Below are 22,326 nucleotides of genomic sequence, written 5' to 3' on the forward strand. Positions count from 1 at the left end.
GGCTTCAGGCGGGCGTGTCGAGATCCAGGTGCAGATTGTCGATCAGGCGCGTGGTGCCCAGGAAGGCGGCGACCAGAATCACCAGGTCGCGGTCCTCGCTCGACGCCGGACGCAAGGTCTTGGCGTGACGGATTTCCAGATAGTCGGGACGCAGGCCGGCGGCTTCGAGTTGCTTGAGCTGCGCGCCGATCAGCGCCGGGAAATCCCGCTGACCCTGCTTGATCGCCTCGGCGATCTGGTTCAGGGCGCGATAGACCACGGGCGCGACGGCGCGTTGGTCCGGGCTGAGGAAACCGTTGCGTGACGACAGCGCCAGGCCGTCTTCGGCGCGAACGGTCGGCTCGCCGATGATCTGGATCGGCATGTTCAGGTCATGGACCAGGGCGCGGATCACCGCCAGTTGCTGGAAATCTTTCTGGCCAAACACCGCCAGGTCAGGCTGGACCATGTTGAACAGTTTGCTGACCACCGTCGCCACACCCTCGAAATGCCCGGGACGGCTGGCGCCGCACAAGCCTTCGGACAATTGCGGAACGCTGACCCGGGTTTGTCCGGTCATGCCGTCGGGGTACATCTCTTCGACGCTGGGGGCGAACAGCAAGTGGCAGCCGGCCTGGAGCAGTTTTTCCTGGTCGGCCGCCAGGGTGCGGGGGTATTTGTCCAAATCTTCGCCGGCGCCGAATTGCAGCGGGTTGACGAAAATGCTCGCCACCACGAAGTCGGCCCGTTGCGCAGCCTTGGTGACCAACGCCACATGCCCGCTGTGCAGGTTGCCCATGGTTGGCACGAAGGCAATGCGCTTGCCTTCGCCGCGGGCACGGGCCACGGCGGCCCGCAGTTCGCGTACGGTTTTGACGGTGTTCATGCAGAAAACCCGTGTTCGGTGCCCGGGAAGGTCGCCGCCTTGACTTCAGCGACGTAGGCACTCAAGGCGCCGTGGATAGAGGTTTGCCCAGCCATGAAGTTCTTGACGAACTTGGGCACGCGCCCGGTGATCGATAATCCGAGCATGTCGTGCAGCACCAGTACCTGGCCGTCGGTAGCGCTGCCGGCGCCGATTCCGATCACTGGAATCTTCACCGCATGGGTGATTTCTTCAGCCAGCTCGCTGGGCACGCATTCGAGCAGCAACATCGCCGCGCCCGCCTGCTCCAGGGCAATCGCATCGGCGCGCATTTGCCGCGCCTGGTTCTCGTTGCGGCCCTGGACCTTGTAGCCGCCGAGGATATTCACCGCTTGGGGGGTCAGGCCCAGGTGCGCACACACTGGAATGCCTCGCTCGGCCAGTAGCCGAATCGAATCGGCCAGCCACAACGCGCCTTCGACCTTGACCATGTGGGCACCGGCCTGCATCAGCATGGCGCTGTTGGTCATGGTTTGCTCGAGGGTGGCGTAGGCCATGAACGGCAGGTCGGCGAGAATCAGCGCATCGGTGTTACCACGTTTGACGGCGGCCACATGGTAGGCCATCTCGGCGGTGGTCACCGGCAGCGTGCTGTCGTGACCTTGCAGCACCATGCCGAGGGAATCGCCCACCAGCAGCACTTCGACACCGGCCTCGTTGCAGGCGTGGGCGAAGGTTGCGTCATAGCAGGTCAGCATGGTGATTTTTTCACCTTTTTGCTTGAGACCTTGCAGCGTGGTCAGGGTAATAGCTGGCATGAAAAAGTCCTCATTAGGCGCTCAAATTCAGGCGCACCTTCTATGCGTGGTGCTTGTAAGGCCTGGATTACGCCCATTAGCGCCGCGTTGGCGGCGACGGGACGCCTATAGTCGTGAGGAGCACTCGGGAAGTCAATTGGATGTGTTACCGCCGGGTGTTACCGGGGTGACTGATGCGTTTCAGCTTGGGATGGGGTGTCAGTTGCTGATGATGCTGGACCTGCGGGCCTCTTCGCGAGCAAGCCCGCTCCCACATTGGATCTTCAGCGGACACAAACTTTGTGTACCACACAGATCTACTGTGGGAGCGGGCTTGCTCGCGAAGGCGATCTAACAGTCGACATCTTCAGGCCAGGGGCTCCCTTAGGCTGCATCAGTTTGGAGGCAAGCGTTCCAGGCCGACTAATGGGCACGCCGCAAGGAGATCCTCGAGCAGGCGCCCATCGGCCAGGCGCAGGTCGGCGGAGGCCAGTTCGGCCAGTGGGTAGAGCACAAAGGCCCGGGCCTGCATGTGGTAGTGGGGAACCTTGAGGCGTGGCTCGTCGATCAGGCGATCACCGAACAGCAGGATGTCCAGGTCCAAGGTGCGCGGCCCCCAACGTTCGAGGCGTTCGCGACCCTGTCCGGTTTCGATGGCTTGCAGCGCATCGAGCAGGTCCAGCGGTGCCAGGCGGCTGTCCAGCGCTGCCACCGCGTTGGTGTAGCGCGGCTGGCCGGGGAGCAGGGAATCGCTTTGATAAAACGCCGAGACACCTACCAGTTGCGTGTCAGGCAACTGCGCCAGCGCCTGGACGGCGCTGCGCAATTGTTCGGCGGGTTCGGCGAGGTTGCTGCCCATGCCGATGTAGATGCGTTCCATCGATTATTCGCCCGAAGCGCTCGGTTCACTGGCCCGTTTACGCTTGGCACCGCTGCTGCGACGACGCTTGCGTGGGCCGCTGGCGCCGTCATCCTTGCCGCTGAGCTCGCGAATCATGTCGCGACGCTCGCTGTCGTTGGCGTCCTGGTAATCGGTCCACCATTCGCCCAGGCCATCGGTCTGCTCGCCTGCGCTTTCGCGCAGCAGGAGGAAGTCGTAGCCGGCGCGGAACCGCGGGTTGTCCAGCAGCAGGTCGGCACGTTTGCCGCTGCGCCGTGGCAGGCGCTCCTGCATGTCCCAGATCTCGCGGATCGGCATCGTGAAGCGTTTTGGAATGGCGATGCGCTGGCACTGTTCGGCGATCAGCTCGTGGGCGGCTTCCTGCATCGCCGGGATCGGCGGCATGCCACGGTCTTGCAGGCGCAGCACCCGGGCCGGCAGGGCAGGCCAGAGCAGGGCGGCGAACAGGAACGCCGGTGTTACCGGCTTGTTCTGCTTGATGCGCAGGTCGGTGTTGATCAGTGCTTCGCTGATCAAGGTGTGGGTATAGGTCGGATTGTGCTCCAAGGCCTCGGCACTGGCCGGAAACAGCGGATCGAACAACTGCAAGTCCACCAGCATCTCGAAGGTATCTGCCGCGTTGCCCGACAGGAACAGCTTGAGCACTTCCTCGAACAGACGGGCCGAGGGGATCTCTCGCAACATCGGCGCCAGTTCGCGAATCGGCGTGGCGCTGTGTTTTTCGATGCCGAAATCCAGCTTGGCGGCAAAACGCACGGCCCGCAGCATCCGCACCGGGTCTTCCTGGTAGCGTTGCTTGGGATCGCCGATCAGGCGGATCAGGCGATTGCGGATGTCGTGTACGCCGTTGGCGTAATCGAGGATGCGTTCGCTGACCGGATCGTAATACAGGGCATTGATGGTGAAGTCGCGGCGTTGCGCGTCTTCTTCCAGCGTGCCGTAGACGTTGTCGCGCAGGATGCGCCCGCTCTCGTTGCGGGAAGACTGGTTGCTGTCTTCCTCTTCATCGCTCTGCGGGTGATTGGCCCGGAAAGTCGCCACTTCGATGATTTCGCGGCCGAAATGGATATGGACCAGCTTGAAGCGCCGGCCAATGATCCGGGCGTTGCGAAACTCGGCCCGTATCTGTTCCGGCGTGGCGCTGGTGGCAACGTCGAAATCCTTGGGAGTGATGTTGAGCAGCATGTCGCGCACGCAGCCACCGACCAGGTAAGCCTGGTAGCCGGCGTTCTGCAAACGTTCGACGATGTTCACCGCATAACGGCTGAACTGGGCCTTTTGCAGTGAATGCTGGCCGCTGTTGAGCACTTCAGGCGTGCTGCGAATGTGTTGCGTACGACGCAAGGGAGAACGGAATGACTGGAACAGCTTCTTCAGCATGGGATGCACTGTTTGAAGGAATGTTCGGCCAAAAACGAAGAATGACCGCATGATGGGCGGGGATTCTAGCATTTAGTCGAGGGATGGTGTAGGACAGAGGAGTTTTGGGCTGCAAGCTTTCAGCGACAGGCATGTAGGCTGCGGGGAAGGCGGGGCGACAGAAACCACAAGGGGAGCCGAAGCTCCCCCAGAATTAGTTGCGTGCTCTGTTTTTATTATTGGTTTCGGGCTTCTTGTTTTTGTTGAGTGCCCGCGCCACGAGGTTTTCCCTTCGTGACCCTCCCAATCGGGAGCCAAGAGCAAACGGATTGCTTTGGTCGCTGTGTTGCAGTGATCAATCGATCCAACCAGTTCAGGCACCTGTCTTGAGACAGTTTTTATTGTTCTCGGCCTGGTTGTGGGGCAAGCCCCAAATACAACGCCTCTCCAAAAGAATCAGTTAGCTGCGCCTCTCGCCGTCTTGTTTTTATTGTGCGTGAGTCGATTCGTCTTATTTTTATTGTCTTTTGCATTGCTTGTTATTGTTCTTGTACCAAAGCTATAGCAGGGTGCGTGCCAACTTTTGCGAGACCCAACGAAACCGGGGGTTCTAGGGTTATAGCCATTTTTCCGGGGCGAAAAAAAGCCGGGGTTTCGTTACCGTAAGCCCCGGCTTCTGTTACGTGAAAAAGACTGGGGTAACAGTTTTTTCACATTCAGTGGTGTTACCCCCACACCTCAGCTTTCGCTGGTCGCTCCAGTCTTGCGTCGTGGAATCCCTAGGCGCTGACGACGTTCCCACAGGCACTTGCGGCTGACGCCCAGCTTGCGTGCCAGTTCGGTTTCGGTCATGTGGTCCTGGTGCTCGAGGACGAAGTGCTGGAAGTAATCCTCCAGGGACAGGTCTTCGGTAGGTTCGTGGCTGGTGTTGTTGGCGCCGCCGCCCTGTTGCGGGGCCAGGCCGATGAATTCTTCGTCGTCCAGGTCACTGAGCTCGATATCGATGCCCAGCAGGTCGGCGGAAATTTCCGGGCTCTCGCACAGGATCACCGCCCGCTCGACCGCGTTTTCCAGCTCTCGAACGTTACCCGGCCAGGCGTAATGACGAATGGCCTGCTCGGCGTCCGGGGCGAACTTGAGGTCGGTGCGGTTGACCCGCGCGCTCTGGCGGGCCAGAAACGCCTGGGCGATTTCATTGACGTCGGCGCCACGCTCGCGCAGGGCAGGGAGCTTCAAGGCGATCACGTGCAAGCGGTAGTACAAGTCTTCGCGGAATTGGCCGATTTTCGCCAGGCTCTTGAGGTCACGGTGGGTGGCCGCGATCAGGCGGACATCGACCTTTTGCGACTGCACCGAGCCGACCCGGCGGATTTCGCCTTCCTGGAGCACCCGCAGCAACCGCGCCTGGGCTTCCAATGGCAGCTCGCCGATTTCATCGAGGAACAACGTACCTCCGTCCGCCGCTTCCACCAGCCCGGCACGCCCGGCGCTGGCGCCGGTGAACGCGCCCTTCTCGTGACCGAACAGTTCGGACTCGATCAGGCTTTCCGGAATCGCCGCGCAGTTCACAGAAATCATCGGTGCCTTGGCCCGGCGCGACAGGTTGTGCAGGGCACGGGCCACCAATTCCTTGCCGGTGCCGGACTCGCCCTGGATCAGGACATTGGAGTCGGTCGGCGCGACTTTGCGGATCTTGCCGTACAGGTCCTGCATGGGCGGGCAGGAGCCAATGATGCCGATTTCGCCGTTATTGTTGCTGGCGCCGGCTTTCGCCGAGGCGCTGGCCTTGCCGACGGGTTCCGCAGGATTGCTGGTGGCCGCCTGTCGATCCCGCAGGATGCGGGCCACGGCCTGGAGCATCTCGTCGTGGTCGAACGGTTTGGCGATGTAGTCCACCGCGCCCATTTTCATGGAGTCGACCGCCGAGCGCAGGCTGGCGTAGCTGGTCATGATCAGCACCGGCGTGCCCTGGCCGAGCTTGATCAGCTCGGTGCCCGGGGCGCCAGGCAGGCGCAGGTCGCTGACGATCAGGTCGAACGTGGGGATGCTGAAACGTTCTTGTGCTTCCTGCACTGAACCGGCTTCGCTGACCTGGTACTGGTTGCGTTCCAGCAGGCGGCGCAAGGCGGAGCGGATAATTGTTTCGTCTTCGACGATCAAAATGTGCGGCATTGATTCGATTCTCTCGACGGTCTCAGTTCACAGCGGACGTCGCTTCGACATGACGCGGCAAGGTCACCCGGATACGGGTGCCGCGTTGGCTCTGAACATCGGCCGGGCTGTCGATGGTGATTTGTCCATAATGCTCTTCAACGATGGAATAGACCAGTGCGAGGCCCAGACCGGTGCCTTCGCCAGGATCCTTGGTGGTGAAGAAAGGTTCGAACAATCGGTCCATGATGTTCTGTGGGATACCGCTGCCTTCGTCTTCGACGATCAGGTCGATCGTGTGTTCGAAAGCTTCGCTCTTGACCCGCACCGCGCTGCCGGCCGGTGAGGCGTCCCGCGCGTTGGAGAGCAGGTTGATCAACACCTGGGCGAGCCGCTGGGGGTCGCCATCGACCCAGTGCTCCGGGTCGCACAGGTTGAAGAATTGCACTTCGAAATTGCGCCGGTTGAGGGCCAGCAGACCAATGGCGTCCTGGGCCACTTCGGCCAGGCAGACGGGTTCGTCATTGTGTTGGTGGCCGCCAGCATGGGCGAAACTCATCAGCGACTGGACGATGCGCGACACGCGCTTGGTCTGTTCGAGGATCTGCCCGCTGATTTCCGTCAGCTCGCCGTCGTCCTCGCGCTCTTCGCGCAGGTTCTGCGCCAGGCAGGCGATGCCGGTGATCGGGTTGCCGATTTCGTGGGCCACCCCGGCGGCCAGCCGACCGATGCTTGCCAGTCGTTCGGAGTGGACCAGCTTGTCTTCGAGCATTTGGGTGTCGGTCAGGTCTTCCACCAGCAGCACCAGGCCGCTGTTACCGGGAGCCAGTGGCTCGTCGATCGCCGCTTTGTGCAGGTTCAGCCAGCGGGTCTGGCCGTCGAGGGCCAGGTGCTGTTTGTGCAAGTGCTCGTCCGGCAGGTCGATGAACCCTTGCAACAAGCCTTTCCACGGCTCGCCCAAGGTGCTCAGGCGAGAACCGACCACGCGCTGGGCGGCGATTCCGGTGAGCTCTTCCATGGCCTTGTTCCACATCAGGATTTCCTGGTCCTTGGCCAGGGAGCAAACGCCCATCGGCAATTCCTGCAGGGTCTGGCGGTGGTAACGGCGCAAGGCGTCCAGTTCGGCGGCCAGGCCGGTGAGGCGCGAATGGTAATCCTCGAGGCGGCTTTCGATGAAGTGGATGTCTTCGGTGACATAGTTCTCGCCGCCAGCCTTGTAGGGCAGGAACGTCTCGACCATGTCCTGGGCCACGCTGGGGCCCATCAGGCCGGACAGGTTGGCCTCGATCCGGTCCCGCAGGCGACGCAAGGCGTATGGGCGGCGTTCATCGAAGGGCAGGTAGAGGTCGCGCAGGGCCTGTTCGACTTCCTTTTGCGCGGCCTTGGCACCCAAGGGCTTGGCCAGTTGCGTGGCGAATTCCTGGGGTGAGGCGGCGTGCAACTCGCGGCGCTGCGGGCGACGCACGTTGTCCACCGCACAGGCCTCGGCGGCGCTGGCTTCTTCGCTGCTGGCGTTGGTGAACAGCGAGATCAGGGTGAACATCAGCACGTTCGCCGCCAGGGAAGCGATGGCCGCCATGTGCCAACTGGTGTCGTCGAGCACGTAGATCATGTTCAGCAGCGGAATATAGAAGCCCTGCAGGTTGCCCATCAGCGGCAACAGCATCGCCACCAGCCACACCAGGATTCCTGCCAGCAGGCCGGCGATGAAGCCGCGGCGGTTGGCGGTCGGCCAATACAGCACCGACAGCACGCCGGGCAGGAACTGCAAGGTGGCGACGAAGGCGACGATGCCCAGGTTGGCCAGGTCCTGCCCGTCACCGAGCATCAGGTAGAACCCGTAGCCGGCCATGATGATCGCGACGATCAGCGCCCGTCGGGTCCACTTCAACCAGCGATAGATGTTGCCTTCGGCTGGCGGCTGGTAGAGCGGTAGCACCAGGTGGTTGAGGGCCATGCCCGACAAGGCCAGCGTGGTGACGATAATCAAGCCGCTGGCCGCCGACAGGCCACCGACGTAGGCCAATAATGCCAGGGCCTTGCTGTTGGCGGCGATGCCGATGCCGAGGGTGAAGTATTCCGGGTTGGTGCTGGCGCCCAGCTTCAGGCCGGCCCAGAGGATCAGCGGCACCGCCAGGCTCATCAACAGCAGGAACAACGGCAGGCCCCAACTGGCGCTCACCAGCGAGCGCGGGTTGAGGTTTTCGGTAAAGGTCATGTGGTACATGTGCGGCATCACGATCGCCGAGGCGAAGAACACCAGCAACAGCGTGCGCCACGGGCCTTCCTGCAAAGGCGTGTGCAGGGCGGCGAGGGCGGTCTGGTTCTGCAGCAGCCAGAGCTCAAGCTGCTGCGGGCCATCGAACACGCCGTACAAGGCATAGAGGCCGACACCGCCGATGGCGATCAGCTTGATCACCGACTCGAAGGCGATCGCAAACACCAGGCCTTCGTGTTTTTCCCGCGTGGCGATGTGCCGGGAGCCGAAGAAGATCGTGAACAGGATGATCAACGCACAGAAGCTCAACGCCACTCGGTGCTGTACTGGCTCGCGGGTCAGGATGCTGATGGAATCGGCCACGGCCTGGATTTGCAGGGCCAGCAGCGGCAACACGCCGACCAGCATGAAGATCGTGGTCAGCGCGCCGGCCCAAGTGCTGCGAAAGCGAAAGGCGAACAGGTCGGCCAGTGATGACAGTTGGTAGGTGCGGGTGATTTTCAGGATCGGGTAGAGCAACACTGGCGCCAGCAGGAACGCCCCTGACACCCCCAGGTAACTGGACAGGAAACCATAGCCGTATTGGTAGGCCAGCCCGACCGTGCCATAGAACGCCCACGCGCTGGCATAGACACCCAGCGACAGGGTGTAGGTCAGCGGGTGGCGGATGATCGCCCGGGGGATCATGCCTCGTTCGCTGATCCAGGCTACGCCGAACAGCACCGCCAGGTAGGCGGCGCTGATCAGGATCATCTGGGTCAGGCTAAAGCTCATCGGCATCTTTTTGGCTCTGCAGGATGAAGGTCACGACAATCAGGATCAGCCAGAGCAGATACGGCCGATACCAGGCACCCGTGGCATCGATCCACCAATCCATGATGGCCGGGGAGAACAGGTAAATCCCCACTACCAGGAGCAGGACCAAGCGATAGATGTACATCCCGGCCTCTCTAATTTATGCGCGTGCCCGAAAACGTGCGGCGATGGTAACGGATGGGCGCCAAGCTGCAAGGGCCGTCAACGTATTTGCGCTTCGGGCAGGCTCAGTGTGCGCGGGATCTTGCCCGCATCCCAGTGGCGAATGCCCCAGGCCAGCAGTTCCCGTGGGCTGGCATCGGCCAGTTCGAGGCCCGGTTGCTGGCCCAGTGCTCGCAAGGCCCTTAGCAACAGCGGCGTGGCCTGGTCGGCCGCCAGCGGCGGTGAACGGTAGGATTTGCCAAGCTTGTGCCCGTCGGGCTGGGTGATCAGCGGCACGTGCAGGTAACGCGGTTGCGGCAACCCGAGCAGTTCTTGCAGGTAGAGCTGGCGCGGCGTGGAGTCCAGCAGGTCGGCGCCGCGCACGATATCGGTCACCCCTTGCCAGGCGTCGTCCAGGACCACGGCCAGTTGATAAGCGTAGAGCCCGTCTCGGCGGCGGATCACGAAGTCACCGACCTCACGGCCCAGGTGCTGGCGGAACTCGCCCTGGACCCGGTCGGTGAAGTGGTATTCAAGCTCGGGGACGCGCAGGCGGATGGCGGCGTCCTCGGTGCCGTGCCCGGCATTGCGGCACAGTCCCGGATAAATACCCTGGTAGGCCTCCAGTTGCTTGCGCGAACAGGTGCAGGCATAGGCCAACCCCTGGCTGAACAGCCGGTTGATGACTTGATCGTAGGCGTCATGGCGTTCGCTCTGGCGAACCATCTCGCCGTCCCATTCGAACCCGTAGCTTTCCAGCGCCTTGAGAATCGCCGCTTGCGCGCCCGGCTCCTCCCGGGGTGGGTCGAGGTCCTCCATGCGCAGCAACCAGCGCCCACCCACAGCCCGGGCGTCCAGGTACGAGGCCAGTGCGGCGACCAGCGAACCGAAATGCAAATGGCCGCTGGGGGTGGGGGCGAAGCGTCCGATGTAGGCAGTCATAGGGCGAATGTTACTGGGTCCGGGCGAAAGGCATACAAATCTTGATGCCGAAGCATAATTCCCTTGTGGGAGCGGGCTTGCTCGCGAAGGCGGTGTATCTGTTACATCAATGCTGGCTGATCCACCGCTTTCGCGAGCAAGCCCGCTCCCACATGGGTTCACCAGGCTTGGGGAGAACTTCGGAAACAAAAAACGGAGCGTATGAACGCTCCGTTTCGGTGACAGCCCCAGCAATTACTTGCCGACCTGTTTTTCCTTGATTTCCGCCAGGGTCTTGCAGTCGACACACATGTCGGCGGTCGGACGCGCCTCCAGACGCTTGACGCCGATCTCGACGCCGCAGGACTCGCACCAACCGTACTCTTCGTCTTCGATCAATTGCAGGGTCTTGTCGATTTTCTTGATGAGCTTGCGCTCACGGTCACGGGCGCGCAGCTCGAGGCTGAACTCTTCTTCCTGGCTGGCACGGTCGGCCGGGTCGGGGAAGTTGGCCGCTTCGTCTTTCATGTGATCCACGGTGCGGTCGACTTCCTGCATCAAGTCCTGTTTCCACTTGTTCAGGATCTTGGTGAAGTGCGCGCGCATGGGGGCGCCCATGTACTCTTCGCCAGCTTGCGGGACGTACGGCTCAAACCCGCTGAGCGTTTGATTTTGATTTTGCTTTGCTTGGGTGGGCATGAATGGACCGCCTCTACTCTTGTAATCCACTACGCAGGATTGCTCCATCACCGACACCTGCCGGCCCTGCGGCTGCAAGCGGGCGAACTTACCAGATCAAATCGGGCCGCGCTACTCCCGGTTGTCGAGCCTGCGGCGGCCGGGGCTTGTAAAACGTGGCCGGGTTCGCTTCGGTGGGGATGTCAACCTGCTCAATGCTTGATTCTAGTCAAGCCTGGGCCAATCGCGGGAGTCATTTCCTGCAATCCGAGGGCTCAGACCGCTTCGGGTTCGTGCTCGTTCCCGCAGTTGTTCCCGAGTTGGGTAGAATCGGTTCTTTTTCCCCTGAAGGAAGGCCAATGGCTCAGCCCTATAGTGCGCGCAGCCGCGCCATCGAACCTTTCCATGTGATGGCGCTGTTGGCCCGCGCCAACGAACTGCAAGCCGCCGGGCATGACGTCATCCACTTGGAGATCGGCGAGCCGGACTTCACCACCGCCGAGCCGATCATCCAGGCCGGCCAGGCCGCGCTGGCGGCGGGCAAGACCCGTTACACCGCGGCCCGGGGCATCCCTGAGCTGCGCGAGGCCATCTCGGGTTTCTATGGGCAGCGCTACGGCGTCGACATCGACCCTCGACGCATCATGATCACGCCGGGCGGCTCTGGCGCGCTGCTGCTGGCCAGCGCGTTGTTGGTCGACCCGGGCAAGCATTGGCTGTTGGCCGACCCTGGCTATCCCTGTAACCGTCATTTCCTGCGCCTGGTGGAAGGCGCGGCGCAATTGGTGCCGGTGGGGCCGGATGTGCGTTACCAACTGACGCCGGACCTGGTGAACCGCCATTGGGACCAGGACAGCGTCGGTGCGTTGGTGGCCTCGCCGGCCAACCCGACCGGGACGATTCTGGCCCGGGACGAGCTGGCGGGGCTGTCCAAGGCCATCAAGGCCCACAACGGCCATCTGGTAGTGGACGAGATCTATCACGGCCTGACCTACGGCACCGACGCCGCCAGCGTGTTGGAAGTGGATGACGATGCCTTTGTCCTCAATAGTTTTTCCAAGTATTTCGGCATGACCGGTTGGCGGCTCGGCTGGCTGGTGGCCCCTTCGGCGGCCATCGGCGAGCTGGAAAAGCTTGCGCAGAACCTCTACATCAGTGCGCCGAGCATGGCCCAGTATGCCGCCCTGGCCTGTTTCGAGCCCGCCACCATCGAGATCTTCGAGCAGCGTCGGGCCGAGTTCGCGTTGCGCCGCGACTTTCTGCTGCCGGCCTTGCGGGAATTGGGCTTCGGCATCGCGGTGGAGCCGCAAGGGGCGTTTTACCTTTATGCCGACATCAGCGCGTTCGGCGGCGATGCCTTTGCGTTCTGCCAGCATTTCCTGGAAACCGAGCACGTGGCCTTCACGCCGGGTCTGGACTTCGGACGCCACCAGGCCGGGCACCATGTGCGTTTCGCCTATACACAGAGCCTGCCGCGGTTACAGGAAGCGGTGGAGCGAATCGGGCGCGGACTGCGGAGTTGGCAAGGCTGATGCGTTTTTCCCCTGCGTTGGAAGAAGGCCGCTTGATACGACGTTACAAGCGTTTTCTCGCTGATATCGAGACCGTTCATGGCGAACTTCTTACCATTCACTGCCCCAACACTGGCTCGATGCTCAATTGCATGGCCGAAGGCGCGCGCGTCTGGTTCAGTCGCTCCAGCGACCCCAAGCGCAAGTTGCCCGGCACTTGGGAAATCGGCGAAACCCCTCAGGGACGGCTCGCCTGCATCAATACCGCACGGGCCAATGCCTTGGTTGAAGAAGCCTTGCGCGCAGGCGTCATCAGTGAACTGAACGGGTTTACCGGGCTCAAGCGTGAAGTGGCCTATGGCGTGGAAAACAGCCGTATCGATTTTCGCCTGGACTATGAGCTGGGCTCGGCCTGGGTCGAAGTCAAAAGTGTCACGCTGGGGTTCGATGGCACCCACGTGGCGGCGTTTCCCGATGCGGTGACCCTGCGTGGGGCTAAACACTTGAGAGAACTGGCCTGCCTGGCCCGGCAAGGCGTGCGGGCGGTGCAGCTGTATTGCGTGAACCTCAGTGGCATCGAGGCCGTGCGCCCGGCACACGAAATCGACCCGGTGTACGCCGCTGCCCTGCGTGACGCGGTGGCGGCGGGTGTGGAGGTGCTGGCCTACGGGGTCACGCTGACGCCCGAACAGATGTGGGTGGACCGTGCGTTGCCGGTGTTGCTAGAGCTCGACCCAGACGCCGTGCTCGTCCTCCCGGCTATCTAGGGCTGCGAGGAACTGGCCGGCGCAGGGGCCGGCCACGCATTCACCACTTTCGATCAGGAACAGCGCGCCGTGAGTGGCGCACTGGATCAGGCTGGCGCTGGGGTCGAGGAACTGGTCGGGTTGCCATTCCAGCGGCACGCCACGGTGCGGGCAGCGATTGAGATAGACATACACCTGGCCGGCGCGCCGCACGGCCAGGAGCTTGCGCCCATCGAGCTCGAAGCCGCGACTGCCGTTGTCGGGCAATTGGGCGGCGGTACAAAGAAACTTCATGGGTGTCCTCGGTAAGAACCTGTGGGAGCGGGCTTGCTCGCGAATGCAGTGTGTCAGGGGACGCAGTGCTGTATGAGACACCGCATTCGCGAGCAAGCCCGCTCCCACAGGGTTCTCTCATTTGCCGGGGAAGATCCATGCTTGACGGTCAAATGAAAACAATTATCAAATGGCGCCTCCTTCGCAAGTGGCTGAGGATACTTGGCCCTACACGGTCCTGTGAAAAACTTCTTCGAGGAAGCTGCCCGATGCGCCTGAACATCCGCGTTGTTGCGCTCTGTGTCGCACTGTTGGTCAACCAGGGGATCAGCGCCGCTGAGTCGCCGCAGCGTTGGGTCAGCGCTGGCGGCGCCCTGTCGGAGTGGGTCAGTGCGCTGGGCGGCGAATCGAAACTGGTGGGCGTGGACACCACCAGCCAGCATCCTGAGTCGTTGCGGGCCCTGCCCAGCATTGGCTATCAGCGACAATTGTCCGCCGAGGGTGTATTGAGCCTGCGCCCGCAGATCCTGGTGGGCACCGAAGAAATGGGACCTCCACCGGTGCTGGCGCAAATCCGCAGCGCCGGCGTGCAGGTCGAACTGTTCTCGGCCACCCCTGACCTGCCGACGTTGCAAGGCAATTTGCGTCACTTGGGCCAGTTGCTGGGGGCCGAGGCCGCGGCAGCCCAGGTATTCGATCGTTATCAGGAACAGCTCACCCAGCAACACGCCCGTGTAGTGGAGGCCCAACGTAAGCAAAAGGCACCTGGGGTGTTGCTGTTGGTGGGCAGTTCCGGTGGCAAGCCACTGGTTGCTGGCAAGGGCACTTCCGCCGACTGGCTGTTGCAGCAGGCCGGCGGTCACAACCTCGCGACTCACAGTGGCTACAAGTCTTTTTCCGTGGAAAGCCTGGCTGGCCTGAATCCTGAAGTGCTGGTCTTCGCCGACCGAGCCCTGAGCGGTGAAGAGGCGCGAGCGGCGTTGTTCAGGGAAAACCCGATCCTCTCCTCGACCCGGGCCGCGAGGGACGGGCGCGTCATGGAGCTCGACCCGACGCTGTTGGTGGGCGGGTTGGGTCCGCGTCTGCCGCAAAGCCTGGTGAAACTGACGGCCGGTTTCTATCCGGCTGAGTCGGCCACGGCGCCATGACCGCGTTGGTCAAGCCACGCACTTTATTCATCGGCCTGGGCCTGCTGTGTCTGCTGGCGACCTGGTTGTCCCTGGCCCTGGGGCCGGTGAGCCTGCCGCTGCTGGACACTTTGCGCGCCGCCTTGCGCTTGTTGGGTTTGCCAGTGGCCGCCGATGGTCTGGAGCAGGCCGAACTGATCCTAGGCCAGATCCGTTTGCCACGCACGCTGCTCGGCTTGGCGGTGGGCGGGGTGTTGGCGTTGTCCGGCGTGGCGATGCAGGGCCTGTTCCGTAACCCACTGGCGGACCCGGGGCTGGTGGGAGTGTCCAGCGGCGCGGCGCTCGGGGCCGCATTCGCGATTGTCGCTGGCTCGACGCTGGGCGGGTTGCCCGAAGCCTTTGGTCCCTACGTGTTGTCGTTGTGTGCGTTCCTCGGCGGGCTCGGCGTGACGGCGCTGGTCTATCGTCTCGGTCGACGCAATGGCCAGACCCATGTCGCGACCATGCTCTTGGCCGGCATTGCCTTGACTGCGTTGTCCGGTTCCGCCGTCGGCCTGTTCACTTACCTGGCGGATGACGCGACCCTGCGCACCTTGACATTCTGGAACCTGGGCAGTCTCAACGGCGCCAGCTACGCGAGGTTGTGGCCGCTGTTGCTGGTCAGCGCCGGCGTCGCGCTCTGGTTGCCACGCCGGGCCCGGCAACTCAATGCGCTGTTGCTGGGCGAGTCCGAGGCCGCCCACCTGGGTGTCAACGTCGAAGCCCTCAAGCGTGAGCTGGTGTTTTGTACGGCGCTGGGGGTTGGCGCGGCGGTGGCGGCGGCGGGCATGATCGGCTTTGTGGGGCTGGTGGTGCCGCATCTGGTGCGCCTGGTGGCCGGCCCTGATCACCGGGTCTTGTTGCCCGCTTCGGTGCTGGCGGGCGCAAGCCTGTTGTTGCTGGCCGACCTGGTGGCACGCCTGGCGCTGGCCCCGGCGGAATTGCCGATCGGCATCGTCACGGCGTTCATCGGCGCGCCGTTCTTTCTCTATCTATTGGTGCGAGGGCGCGCCTGATGCTGCGAGCGCAGAACCTGCACATTCAACGTGGCCGGAAAACCGTGCTGGCGGGCGTCGATCTGCTGCTCAACCCCGGCGAAGTGCTAGGTGTGCTCGGGCCTAATGGTGCGGGCAAAAGCACCTTGCTGGCGGGCCTGTGTGGCGAATTGCGCCCGAGCCAGGGGCAGGTCTGGCTCGATGACCGGCCACTGGCCCACTGGCAGGGTGCCGAGCGCGCCCGCCGCCTGGCGGTCTTGCCGCAATCGTCAACCCTGGATTTTGCTTTCCGTGTCGAGGAAGTCGTCGGCATGGGGCGCTTGCCGCACCAGAGCGGCCGGCTGCGGGACGAGCAAATCGTCGCCGCGGCGCTGCAAGCGGCGGACGCCGCGCATCTGCATGGCCGCAGTTACCTGGCGTTATCCGGTGGCGAACGCCAGCGGGTGCATCTGGCGCGGGTGCTGGCGCAGTTGTGGCCCGGTGAAACAGGGCAAACCCTGTTGCTGGACGAGCCCACTTCGATGCTCGATCCGTTGCACCAGCACACGATCCTCCAGGCAGTGCGGGAGTTCACCAGTCGCGGCGCTGCCGTGCTGGTAATCCTGCATGACCTGAACCTGGCGGCGCGTTACTGTGATCGCCTGTTACTGCTCGCCTCCGGTCGACCGGTGGCCCTGGACACGCCCCGGCAGGTGCTGCGCCCGGAACCGCTCAAGGCGGTGTTCGGCCTGGACGTGCTGGTGCAAGACCATCCGGAGCGCGGGCATCCGTTGATCATTGCCCGCTGAGGGCGCCCTGGAGGATAGGGACGTGCGCTTGCTCCTGATTCTGGCATTGAGTGTACTGACGGCCTGCCAGAGCATTGCTCCGCCCCCGCTTGGCGGACGGATTCGTGACTTGCACAACGGTCAGGCCGTGACGCCTCAAGTGCTGGTCGAACGCCTGGCAAGGGCGCCACGAGTGGTGGTGGGTGAGCGGCACGACAATCCTGATCACCACGCGCTGCAGCGATGGCTACTCCAATCCTTGGCCGGGCAGCGGGCCCAAGGCAGCCTGTTGCTGGAAATGCTCACCCCCGCGCAACAGCCACGAGTTGATTCCGTTCGCCAGTTGCCCGCCTTGCCCAAGGATTTGCCCGGCGCGCTGGCCTGGTCCCCCGGCTGGGATTGGAATCTCTATGGGCCCATCGTCGAGTTTGCCCTGGCGCAACGTTATCCATTGCTGGCCGCCAATCTGGACGCCGCTGAGATCCAGCGCTTCTATCGGCAAGCGCCCGGCTTGGTGGGCACTCGCTCCAATGCCGTCACGGTGAAGGACGCGTTGTTGGAACAGATTCGTGAATCCCACTGCGGTTTGCTGCCAGAGTCGCAAATGCCGCCAATGCTGGCCGTACAGCAACAGCGTGACCGGCGCATGGCCGAACGCCTGCTGCAAGCGCCGACCCCGGCATTGTTGTTCGCTGGCGCCTGGCATGGGCGAAAAGATGTCGGTATGCCGCTGCATGCGCTGGATCTTGGCGCCAGCGAGGCACCGGTCGTCCTGATGCTGGCTGAGGAGGGCAGTGACGTAACGTCGGCCATGGCCGATTACGTGTGGTACACCCCGGCCATGCCGCCACAGGATTATTGTGTGCAGATGCGTGAACACATCCGTCAATGAAATTGCAGGCAAAAAAAGACCCGGCAAGAGCCGGGTCAAATAACCGTGATTAGCCTGATGAGGAGATATCTGAGAGTCCGAACCAAGGGCTGTTCAAATATCGACCAGTCTCGCGACCGGATGTGCTAATCATAGCGATTCTCATTACCATGTCAAACATTGTTTTACGATTCGTCGAAATAACCTCGCGGCCAGGGTTCGCACAGGGAACGAAAAGGGGTGTCAGGCTTTGTGGCGCGCCGAAATAGCGTCCAGCTGTTTATTCAAGGCTTCCTTGCGTTCAGCGGGGATGTCATTCCAATGCACGTCCATCAACGCACCCTCAATGGCGTAGAGCAACACCTTGGACGCCCGGAAACCGCGAGTGCGCACGGCGCGATAGGCATCCACGGCCCCGAGCCGGCGTAGATCAGAAGCGCTGTGGATACCCACGGCGTGCAGCCACTGGGCCGATGTCTTGCCCAGATTCTTCAGGTGTTGCAGTTCATCATTCATCGAGCCTCCTTGCGACGGCCGACTGGTGCGGTGGGCAAGCTTCTGAGCAGTGTAGCGGTCAGTAGGAAAAACGTGATTCTTTGGTGGGATTCGACGCAAAAGCTTCTAATGCATTACGCACGATGAGGTGGGAATAGACTGCATTCTCCAGCGCAAGCGAGGGCGCTGGAGATGTGTTCGGTCGTGGCAGGTCCGCGGGTTGACCGGCCTCGTTAGAGACTGTCAGCGGGTGCGGTAGCGCAATCGGGTGCCGAAATTCATCGACATCAGGATTTCGTCCGCAGACAGCTCGGGCGGGAAGTAGGCCCCGGATATCTGCGCATGGGCCAGGCTCGCGCCTTCCAATGATGATTTGCGGAAATCGATGCCGCGTAAGTCGGTGGCACGGAAATACGCATCGGTGAAATCGACGTCCTCCGCGTTCAATTCCCGCAAATCGAGGCCGCGAAAATCGCCGCCGCGCATGTCGACCGTGCCTTGAGGGCGCTCCTTGTTGAAGCCTGAAATGTCATCTTTGCGCAGCAGAGCATAAAGCGGGCTGTTGAGAATCTTGGGATGGCTCATTTCATATCACCTGTTGGTTTTATGACGCCAGTATAGTGCCACTATTTATTGGCCGTGAAGCCGGGCATCGCTTCACGGCCAAAATAGTGATTTACAGGCCTGGCAAACGCTGGCGGATTTGCGCGACGACAATGTCGAGCGTACCGCTTTCATTGGTTTGGACCCGTTTGCTGCAGAGAATTTCCGCCGGGGTCAGGGCTTCGCGGCTGGACTGTTGTGCGGCAATGACCGCCAGGTTCGCATCGGAGGGGTCTTGCTGGTCGGCCTGGCGCTGCGCCAGTCGGCTTTCGATGACCGCTTGCGGCGCGTCGCAGTCGAGAATCAGGAACGGAGCGCCGGTGGCCTCGGCGACTTTTGCCGCGGCATCGCGCTGATCGTGCTTGAGATAGGTGGCATCGATCACCACCGGGAAACCGGCGCGCAGGATCGTCGCGGCGACTTCATGCAGGTGGGCGTAGGTGGCGCTGCTGGCGTCGCTGCCATAAATGCCGGCCTGCGGATCGTTGGGGACCTGTTGTTGACCGAACAGGCGCTTGCGCTCCACGTCCGAACGCAGGCGAATGGCCCCCAGTGCTTCGACCAGGCGCATTGCGACATGGCTTTTGCCAACGGCCGAAACACCGTGGGTGATGGCCAGGAAGGGCGAAGGAATGGTGCTGTAGCTTTCGGCCAGGTTGGCGTAGTTGCGGTATTGGCGCAGGGTGGTTGCGCGCTGCACCGGATCGGCTTCGGCCGGCATGCTGAACAGTGCGACTTTGGCCCGGACGAGGGCGCGGTAGGCTTTATAGAAGTTCAGCAGTTCCAAGCCCTGGTAGTCGCCGGTCAGTTCCAGGTATTGGCTGACGAAACGCCGCGCCAACGATTTGAGGCCGCGATCCTCCAGGTCCATCGCCAGGAAGCCGGTGTCGGCGTAGACGTCGGTGAAGCGGAACGGTTCGTTGAATTCGATGCAGTCGAAAATCACCACCTTGCCGTCGATCACGGTGGCGTTGCCCAGGTGGATATCACCGTGGCATTCGCGGATGAAACCGTCGGCCTTGCGCTGGGTGAGCAGCGGCTTGAGGCGTTCGAAACTGCTCTCGGCCCAGGCTTGCAGTGCTTCAAGTTGCAGCAGGTCGGCCTTGTCGTTGAGGAACGGGCGGATCTGTTCGAAGTTCTGCAGCACCGGCGCCATCACGCTTTGCGGCGTGCCGGCGACGTTTTCGGCGGGCACCTTGGGCGTGGAGAGGTGGAACTGGGCGATCTGGGCGGCCATCTCGTCGATGTGCGCGGTGGTCAGTTCGCCGTTGGCTTGCAGTGTGCTGAGCAATTGGCTCTGGGGGAATTGACGCATTTTCAGGGCGTATTCGATGGCCGGGCCGTCGCCACCGAGCTGTGGCGCTTCGGCGCTGCCGGTAACCGGCAGGACTTCCAGGTACAGGTCCTGGGTCAGGCGCTGGTTCAGGCGCAATTCTTCGTCGCAGAAATGCTGGCGCGCTTGGAGGTTGGTGAAATCGAGGAAGCCGAAGTTGACCGGCTTTTTGAATTTGTAGGCGTATGGCCCGGTGAGCAATACCCAGGAAATGTGGGTTTCGATGACCTGGAACGCTTCGACGGGATGCGGGTAGAGGGCCGGGTTTTGCAAGGCGGCGATCAGGGATTGGCTCACGGGCGGTCCTTCATAGACTGGAAAATTCAAGGCCGTCATTATGGCCGCTAGCCGCGCTAACGCAAACCGCGTGGGGGGCTCATGTTGAACCGCAGCAAAGTGCGTATAATCCGCCGCCATGACTCGTACCCGATCCCCCCGTACCCCCAAGAAACCACCCGCCAGCCGCCTGCGGCCCTGGCTGGGCTGGGCCCTTAAACTCAGCCTGGTGGGCCTCGTCGTGCTCGCCGGTTTTGCGGTCTATCTCGATGCCGTGGTCCAGGAGAAGTTCTCCGGCAAGCGCTGGACCATTCCGGCCAAGGTCTATGCCCGGCCGTTGGAGCTGTTCGTCGGACAAAAGTTGAGCAAGGCCGACTTCCTGACCGAACTCGATGCCTTGGGTTATCGCCGTGAAAGCGTGGCCAATGGTCCGGGTGCGGCCTCGGTCAATGGCAATACCATCGACCTCAATACCCGTGGTTTCCAGTTCTATGAAGGCATGGAACAGGCGCAACCGGTGCGGGTGCGTTTTTCCGGCGACTACGTGGCTGCGCTGACCGGCGCCAACAACGCGAGCCTGTCGGTGGTGCGCCTTGAGCCGCTGCTCATTGGTGGCCTGTACCCCAAGAATCTCGAAGACCGGATCCTGATCAAGATCGACCAGGTACCACCGTTCCTGCTCGATACGCTGATCGCCGTCGAAGACCGCGACTTCTACCATCACTTCGGCGTCTCGCCCAAATCGATTGCCCGGGCTATCTGGGTCAACACCTCCTCGGGCCATATGCGCCAGGGCGGCAGTACCCTGACCCAACAGTTGGTCAAGAACTTCTACCTGACCAACGAGCGCAGCCTGACCCGCAAGCTCACCGAAGCCATGATGGCGTTGTTGCTGGAGTTGCACTACGACAAGCAGGAGATCCTGGAGGCCTACCTCAACGAGGTCTTCGTCGGCCAGGACGGTCAGCGGGCGGTGCACGGTTTCGGCCTTGCCAGCCAGTTCTTCTTCAGCCAGCCGCTGTCCGAACTCAAGCTGCATCAAGTGGCGTTGCTGGTGGGCATGGTCAAGGGGCCGTCTTCCTACAACCCGCGTCGTAATCCGGAACGTGCCCTCGAGCGGCGCAACCTGGTGCTCGACTTGCTGCAACAACAAGGTGTGGCGACAGCCGAGCAAGTCGAAGCGGCGAAAAAGATGCCGTTGGGCGTGACCAAGCGTGGCAGCCTGGCGGACAGTTCGTTCCCAGGGTTCATGGACCTGGTCAAGCGTCAACTGCGGGAAGACTACCGCGACGAAGACTTGACCGAAGAAGGCCTGCGCATCTTCACCAGTTTCGACCCGATCCTGCAGATGAAGGCCGAAGCCTCGGTCGAGGACACCTTCAAGCGATTGGCGGGGCGCAAGGGCTCCGACGAAGTCGAGGCGGCCATGGTCGTGACCAACCCGGAAACCGGTGAGGTCCAAGCGATGATCGGCAGTCGCCAGGCCAGCTTTGCGGGATTCAACCGGGCATTGGACGCGGTGCGCCCGATCGGCTCGTTGATCAAGCCAGCGGTTTACCTTACCGCCTTGGAAAAGCCCAGCCAGTACACGCTGACGAGCTGGCTGTCCGACGAGTCATTCTCGATCAAGGGCGCGGACGGTCAGGTCTGGACGCCGCAAAACTATGATCGTCGCCCCCACGGCACGGTGTTCCTCTACCAAGGGCTGGCGCATTCCTACAACCTGTCGACGGCTCGCCTTGGGCTGGAAGTCGGCGTGCCGAACGTACTCAAGACCCTGGCGCGCCTGGGGGTAAGCCGCGAGTTCCCGGCCTTCCCGTCGATGCTGCTGGGCGCTGGTGGGCTGACGCCAATAGAAGTGGCGGCGATGTACCAGACGTTGGCCAACGGCGGTTTCAATACACCGATGCGCGGGATTCGCAGCGTGCTGACCGCCGATGGCGAGCCGCTCAAGCGTTATCCGTTCCAGATCCAGCAACGTTTCGATCCGGCGTCCATTTACCTGATCCAGAGCGCGATGCAGCGGGTCATGCGTGAAGGCACCGGCAGTTCGGTCTATAACGTGCTGCCCCGGACCCTGACCCTGGCGGGTAAGACAGGCACCAGTAACGACTCGCGTGACAGCTGGTTCGCCGGTTTCAGCCAGGACCTGCTGGCGGTGGTCTGGCTCGGTCGTGATGACAACGGCAAGACCCCGTTCACCGGCGCCACCGGCGCGCTGCAGGTCTGGACCAGTTTCATGCGCAAGGCCGACCCGTTGCCGCTGGACATGCCGCAACCCGACAATATCGTCCAGGCCTGGGTTGATTCGCGTACTGGCCAAGGTTCCGACGCCAATTGCCCGGGCGCAGTACAGATGCCGTATATTCGCGGCAGCGAACCGCCACCCGGTGCAGCCTGTGGCGGCACGAATCCCGCCGAATCGGTGATGGATTGGGTCAAGGACTGGATGAATTAAGCAAAG

General features: G+C 62.3%; 20 protein-coding genes. 7 read left to right on the top strand and 13 right to left on the bottom strand.

Annotated features, from left to right (window positions below):
- Positions 1 to 4: 4 nt before the first annotated feature.
- From panC to dksA, 9 genes are all read right to left on the bottom strand, one after another.
- Positions 5 to 865: a pantoate--beta-alanine ligase gene (panC, locus tag HU715_RS16915; protein ID WP_186709083.1), complete on the bottom strand. Its 861-nt coding sequence runs from the start codon at positions 863 to 865 to the stop codon at positions 5 to 7.
- The gene (panB, locus tag HU715_RS16920) at positions 862 to 1,662 is read right to left on the bottom strand and encodes a 3-methyl-2-oxobutanoate hydroxymethyltransferase (protein WP_186709086.1); all 801 of its coding nucleotides are present in this window, start codon (positions 1,660 to 1,662) and stop codon (positions 862 to 864) included. Before panB ends, panC begins: the two co-directional genes overlap by 4 nt.
- Before the next feature lie 373 nt (positions 1,663 to 2,035).
- Positions 2,036 to 2,521: a 2-amino-4-hydroxy-6-hydroxymethyldihydropteridine diphosphokinase gene (gene folK, locus HU715_RS16925; protein WP_186709087.1), complete on the bottom strand. Its 486-nt coding sequence runs from the start codon at positions 2,519 to 2,521 to the stop codon at positions 2,036 to 2,038.
- A 3-nt stretch (positions 2,522 to 2,524) separates the two neighbouring features.
- Positions 2,525 to 3,922 (bottom strand): polynucleotide adenylyltransferase PcnB, encoded by a 1,398-nt coding sequence (locus HU715_RS16930; protein ID WP_186709091.1) that lies wholly within the window; start codon positions 3,920 to 3,922, stop codon positions 2,525 to 2,527.
- Positions 3,923 to 4,639: 717 nt separating this feature from the next.
- Entirely contained in the window at positions 4,640 to 6,073 is a 1,434-nt protein-coding gene (locus tag HU715_RS16935) for a sigma-54-dependent transcriptional regulator (protein ID WP_186709094.1), read from the bottom strand.
- Between the two features lie 22 nt (positions 6,074 to 6,095).
- On the bottom strand, positions 6,096 to 9,050 hold the full coding sequence (locus HU715_RS16940) for a sensor histidine kinase (protein WP_186709097.1): 2,955 nt from the start codon (positions 9,048 to 9,050) through the stop codon (positions 6,096 to 6,098).
- Positions 9,034 to 9,210, bottom strand: a complete 177-nt coding sequence (locus tag HU715_RS16945; RefSeq protein ID WP_003176118.1) for a hypothetical protein — start codon at positions 9,208 to 9,210, stop codon at positions 9,034 to 9,036. Before HU715_RS16945 ends, HU715_RS16940 begins: the two co-directional genes overlap by 17 nt.
- A 77-nt stretch (positions 9,211 to 9,287) precedes the next feature.
- A complete protein-coding gene (gluQRS, locus tag HU715_RS16950) occupies positions 9,288 to 10,169 on the bottom strand; it encodes a tRNA glutamyl-Q(34) synthetase GluQRS (protein ID WP_186709100.1) in 882 nt (293 codons plus the stop codon).
- 234 nt (positions 10,170 to 10,403) lie between these two features.
- Positions 10,404 to 10,847, bottom strand: coding sequence for an RNA polymerase-binding protein DksA (dksA, locus tag HU715_RS16955; RefSeq protein WP_186709115.1), 444 nt, complete (start codon positions 10,845 to 10,847; stop codon positions 10,404 to 10,406).
- Between the two features lie 338 nt (positions 10,848 to 11,185).
- Here dksA and HU715_RS16960 point away from each other — a divergent pair, with 338 nt between their 5' ends.
- Together HU715_RS16960 and sfsA are read left to right on the top strand one after the other, a co-directional pair.
- The gene (locus HU715_RS16960) at positions 11,186 to 12,358 is read left to right on the top strand and encodes a pyridoxal phosphate-dependent aminotransferase (protein ID WP_186709118.1); all 1,173 of its coding nucleotides are present in this window, start codon (positions 11,186 to 11,188) and stop codon (positions 12,356 to 12,358) included.
- Complete coding sequence (gene sfsA / locus HU715_RS16965; protein ID WP_186709121.1) at positions 12,358 to 13,104, top strand: DNA/RNA nuclease SfsA; 747 nt, start codon at positions 12,358 to 12,360, stop codon at positions 13,102 to 13,104. The genes HU715_RS16960 and sfsA overlap by 1 nt, the downstream gene beginning before the upstream one ends.
- Here sfsA and HU715_RS16970 read toward each other — a convergent pair.
- The gene (locus tag HU715_RS16970) at positions 13,060 to 13,377 is read right to left on the bottom strand and encodes a Rieske (2Fe-2S) protein (protein WP_186709124.1); all 318 of its coding nucleotides are present in this window, start codon (positions 13,375 to 13,377) and stop codon (positions 13,060 to 13,062) included. The two genes, sfsA and HU715_RS16970, sit on opposite strands and share 45 nt — an antisense overlap.
- Positions 13,378 to 13,625: 248 nt before the next feature.
- Here HU715_RS16970 and HU715_RS16975 point away from each other — a divergent pair, with 248 nt between their 5' ends.
- The 4 genes from HU715_RS16975 to HU715_RS16990 are packed head-to-tail and all read left to right on the top strand — an operon-like array spanning position 13,626 to position 17,176.
- The gene (locus tag HU715_RS16975; protein WP_186709126.1) at positions 13,626 to 14,504 is read left to right on the top strand and encodes a heme/hemin ABC transporter substrate-binding protein; all 879 of its coding nucleotides are present in this window, start codon (positions 13,626 to 13,628) and stop codon (positions 14,502 to 14,504) included.
- Between the two features lie 50 nt (positions 14,505 to 14,554).
- Positions 14,555 to 15,538, top strand: coding sequence for a FecCD family ABC transporter permease (locus HU715_RS16980; protein ID WP_186709154.1), 984 nt, complete (start codon positions 14,555 to 14,557; stop codon positions 15,536 to 15,538).
- Positions 15,538 to 16,305 carry a heme ABC transporter ATP-binding protein gene (locus HU715_RS16985; protein WP_186709128.1) on the top strand — a complete coding sequence of 256 codons (768 nt, stop codon included), beginning with the start codon at positions 15,538 to 15,540 and terminating at the stop codon, positions 16,303 to 16,305. Before HU715_RS16980 ends, HU715_RS16985 begins: the two co-directional genes overlap by 1 nt.
- A 22-nt stretch (positions 16,306 to 16,327) precedes the next feature.
- On the top strand, positions 16,328 to 17,176 hold the full coding sequence (locus HU715_RS16990; protein ID WP_186709136.1) for a ChaN family lipoprotein: 849 nt from the start codon (positions 16,328 to 16,330) through the stop codon (positions 17,174 to 17,176).
- Between the two features lie 222 nt (positions 17,177 to 17,398).
- Here HU715_RS16990 and HU715_RS16995 read toward each other — a convergent pair whose 3' ends face one another.
- The 3 genes from HU715_RS16995 to HU715_RS17005 all read right to left on the bottom strand — a co-directional run bounded on the left by HU715_RS16995 (position 17,399) and on the right by HU715_RS17005 (position 19,883).
- Entirely contained in the window at positions 17,399 to 17,671 is a 273-nt protein-coding gene (locus HU715_RS16995) for a TfoX/Sxy family protein (protein WP_186709137.1), read from the bottom strand.
- A gap of 222 nt (positions 17,672 to 17,893) precedes the next feature.
- The gene (locus HU715_RS17000; protein WP_186709138.1) at positions 17,894 to 18,235 is read right to left on the bottom strand and encodes a pentapeptide repeat-containing protein; all 342 of its coding nucleotides are present in this window, start codon (positions 18,233 to 18,235) and stop codon (positions 17,894 to 17,896) included.
- Positions 18,236 to 18,326: 91 nt separating this feature from the next.
- Positions 18,327 to 19,883, bottom strand: a complete 1,557-nt coding sequence (locus HU715_RS17005) for an AAA family ATPase (protein ID WP_186709139.1) — start codon at positions 19,881 to 19,883, stop codon at positions 18,327 to 18,329.
- A 118-nt stretch (positions 19,884 to 20,001) separates the two neighbouring features.
- Between HU715_RS17005 and mrcB the strand changes: the two genes are divergently transcribed.
- Positions 20,002 to 22,320 carry a penicillin-binding protein 1B gene (gene mrcB / locus HU715_RS17010; protein ID WP_186709141.1) on the top strand — a complete coding sequence of 773 codons (2,319 nt, stop codon included), beginning with the start codon at positions 20,002 to 20,004 and terminating at the stop codon, positions 22,318 to 22,320.
- Positions 22,321 to 22,326 lie beyond the last annotated feature (6 nt).

Origin of the sequence: Pseudomonas zanjanensis, assembly GCF_014268745.2 — a bacterium.
GTDB lineage: Bacteria > Pseudomonadota > Gammaproteobacteria > Pseudomonadales > Pseudomonadaceae > Aquipseudomonas > Aquipseudomonas zanjanensis.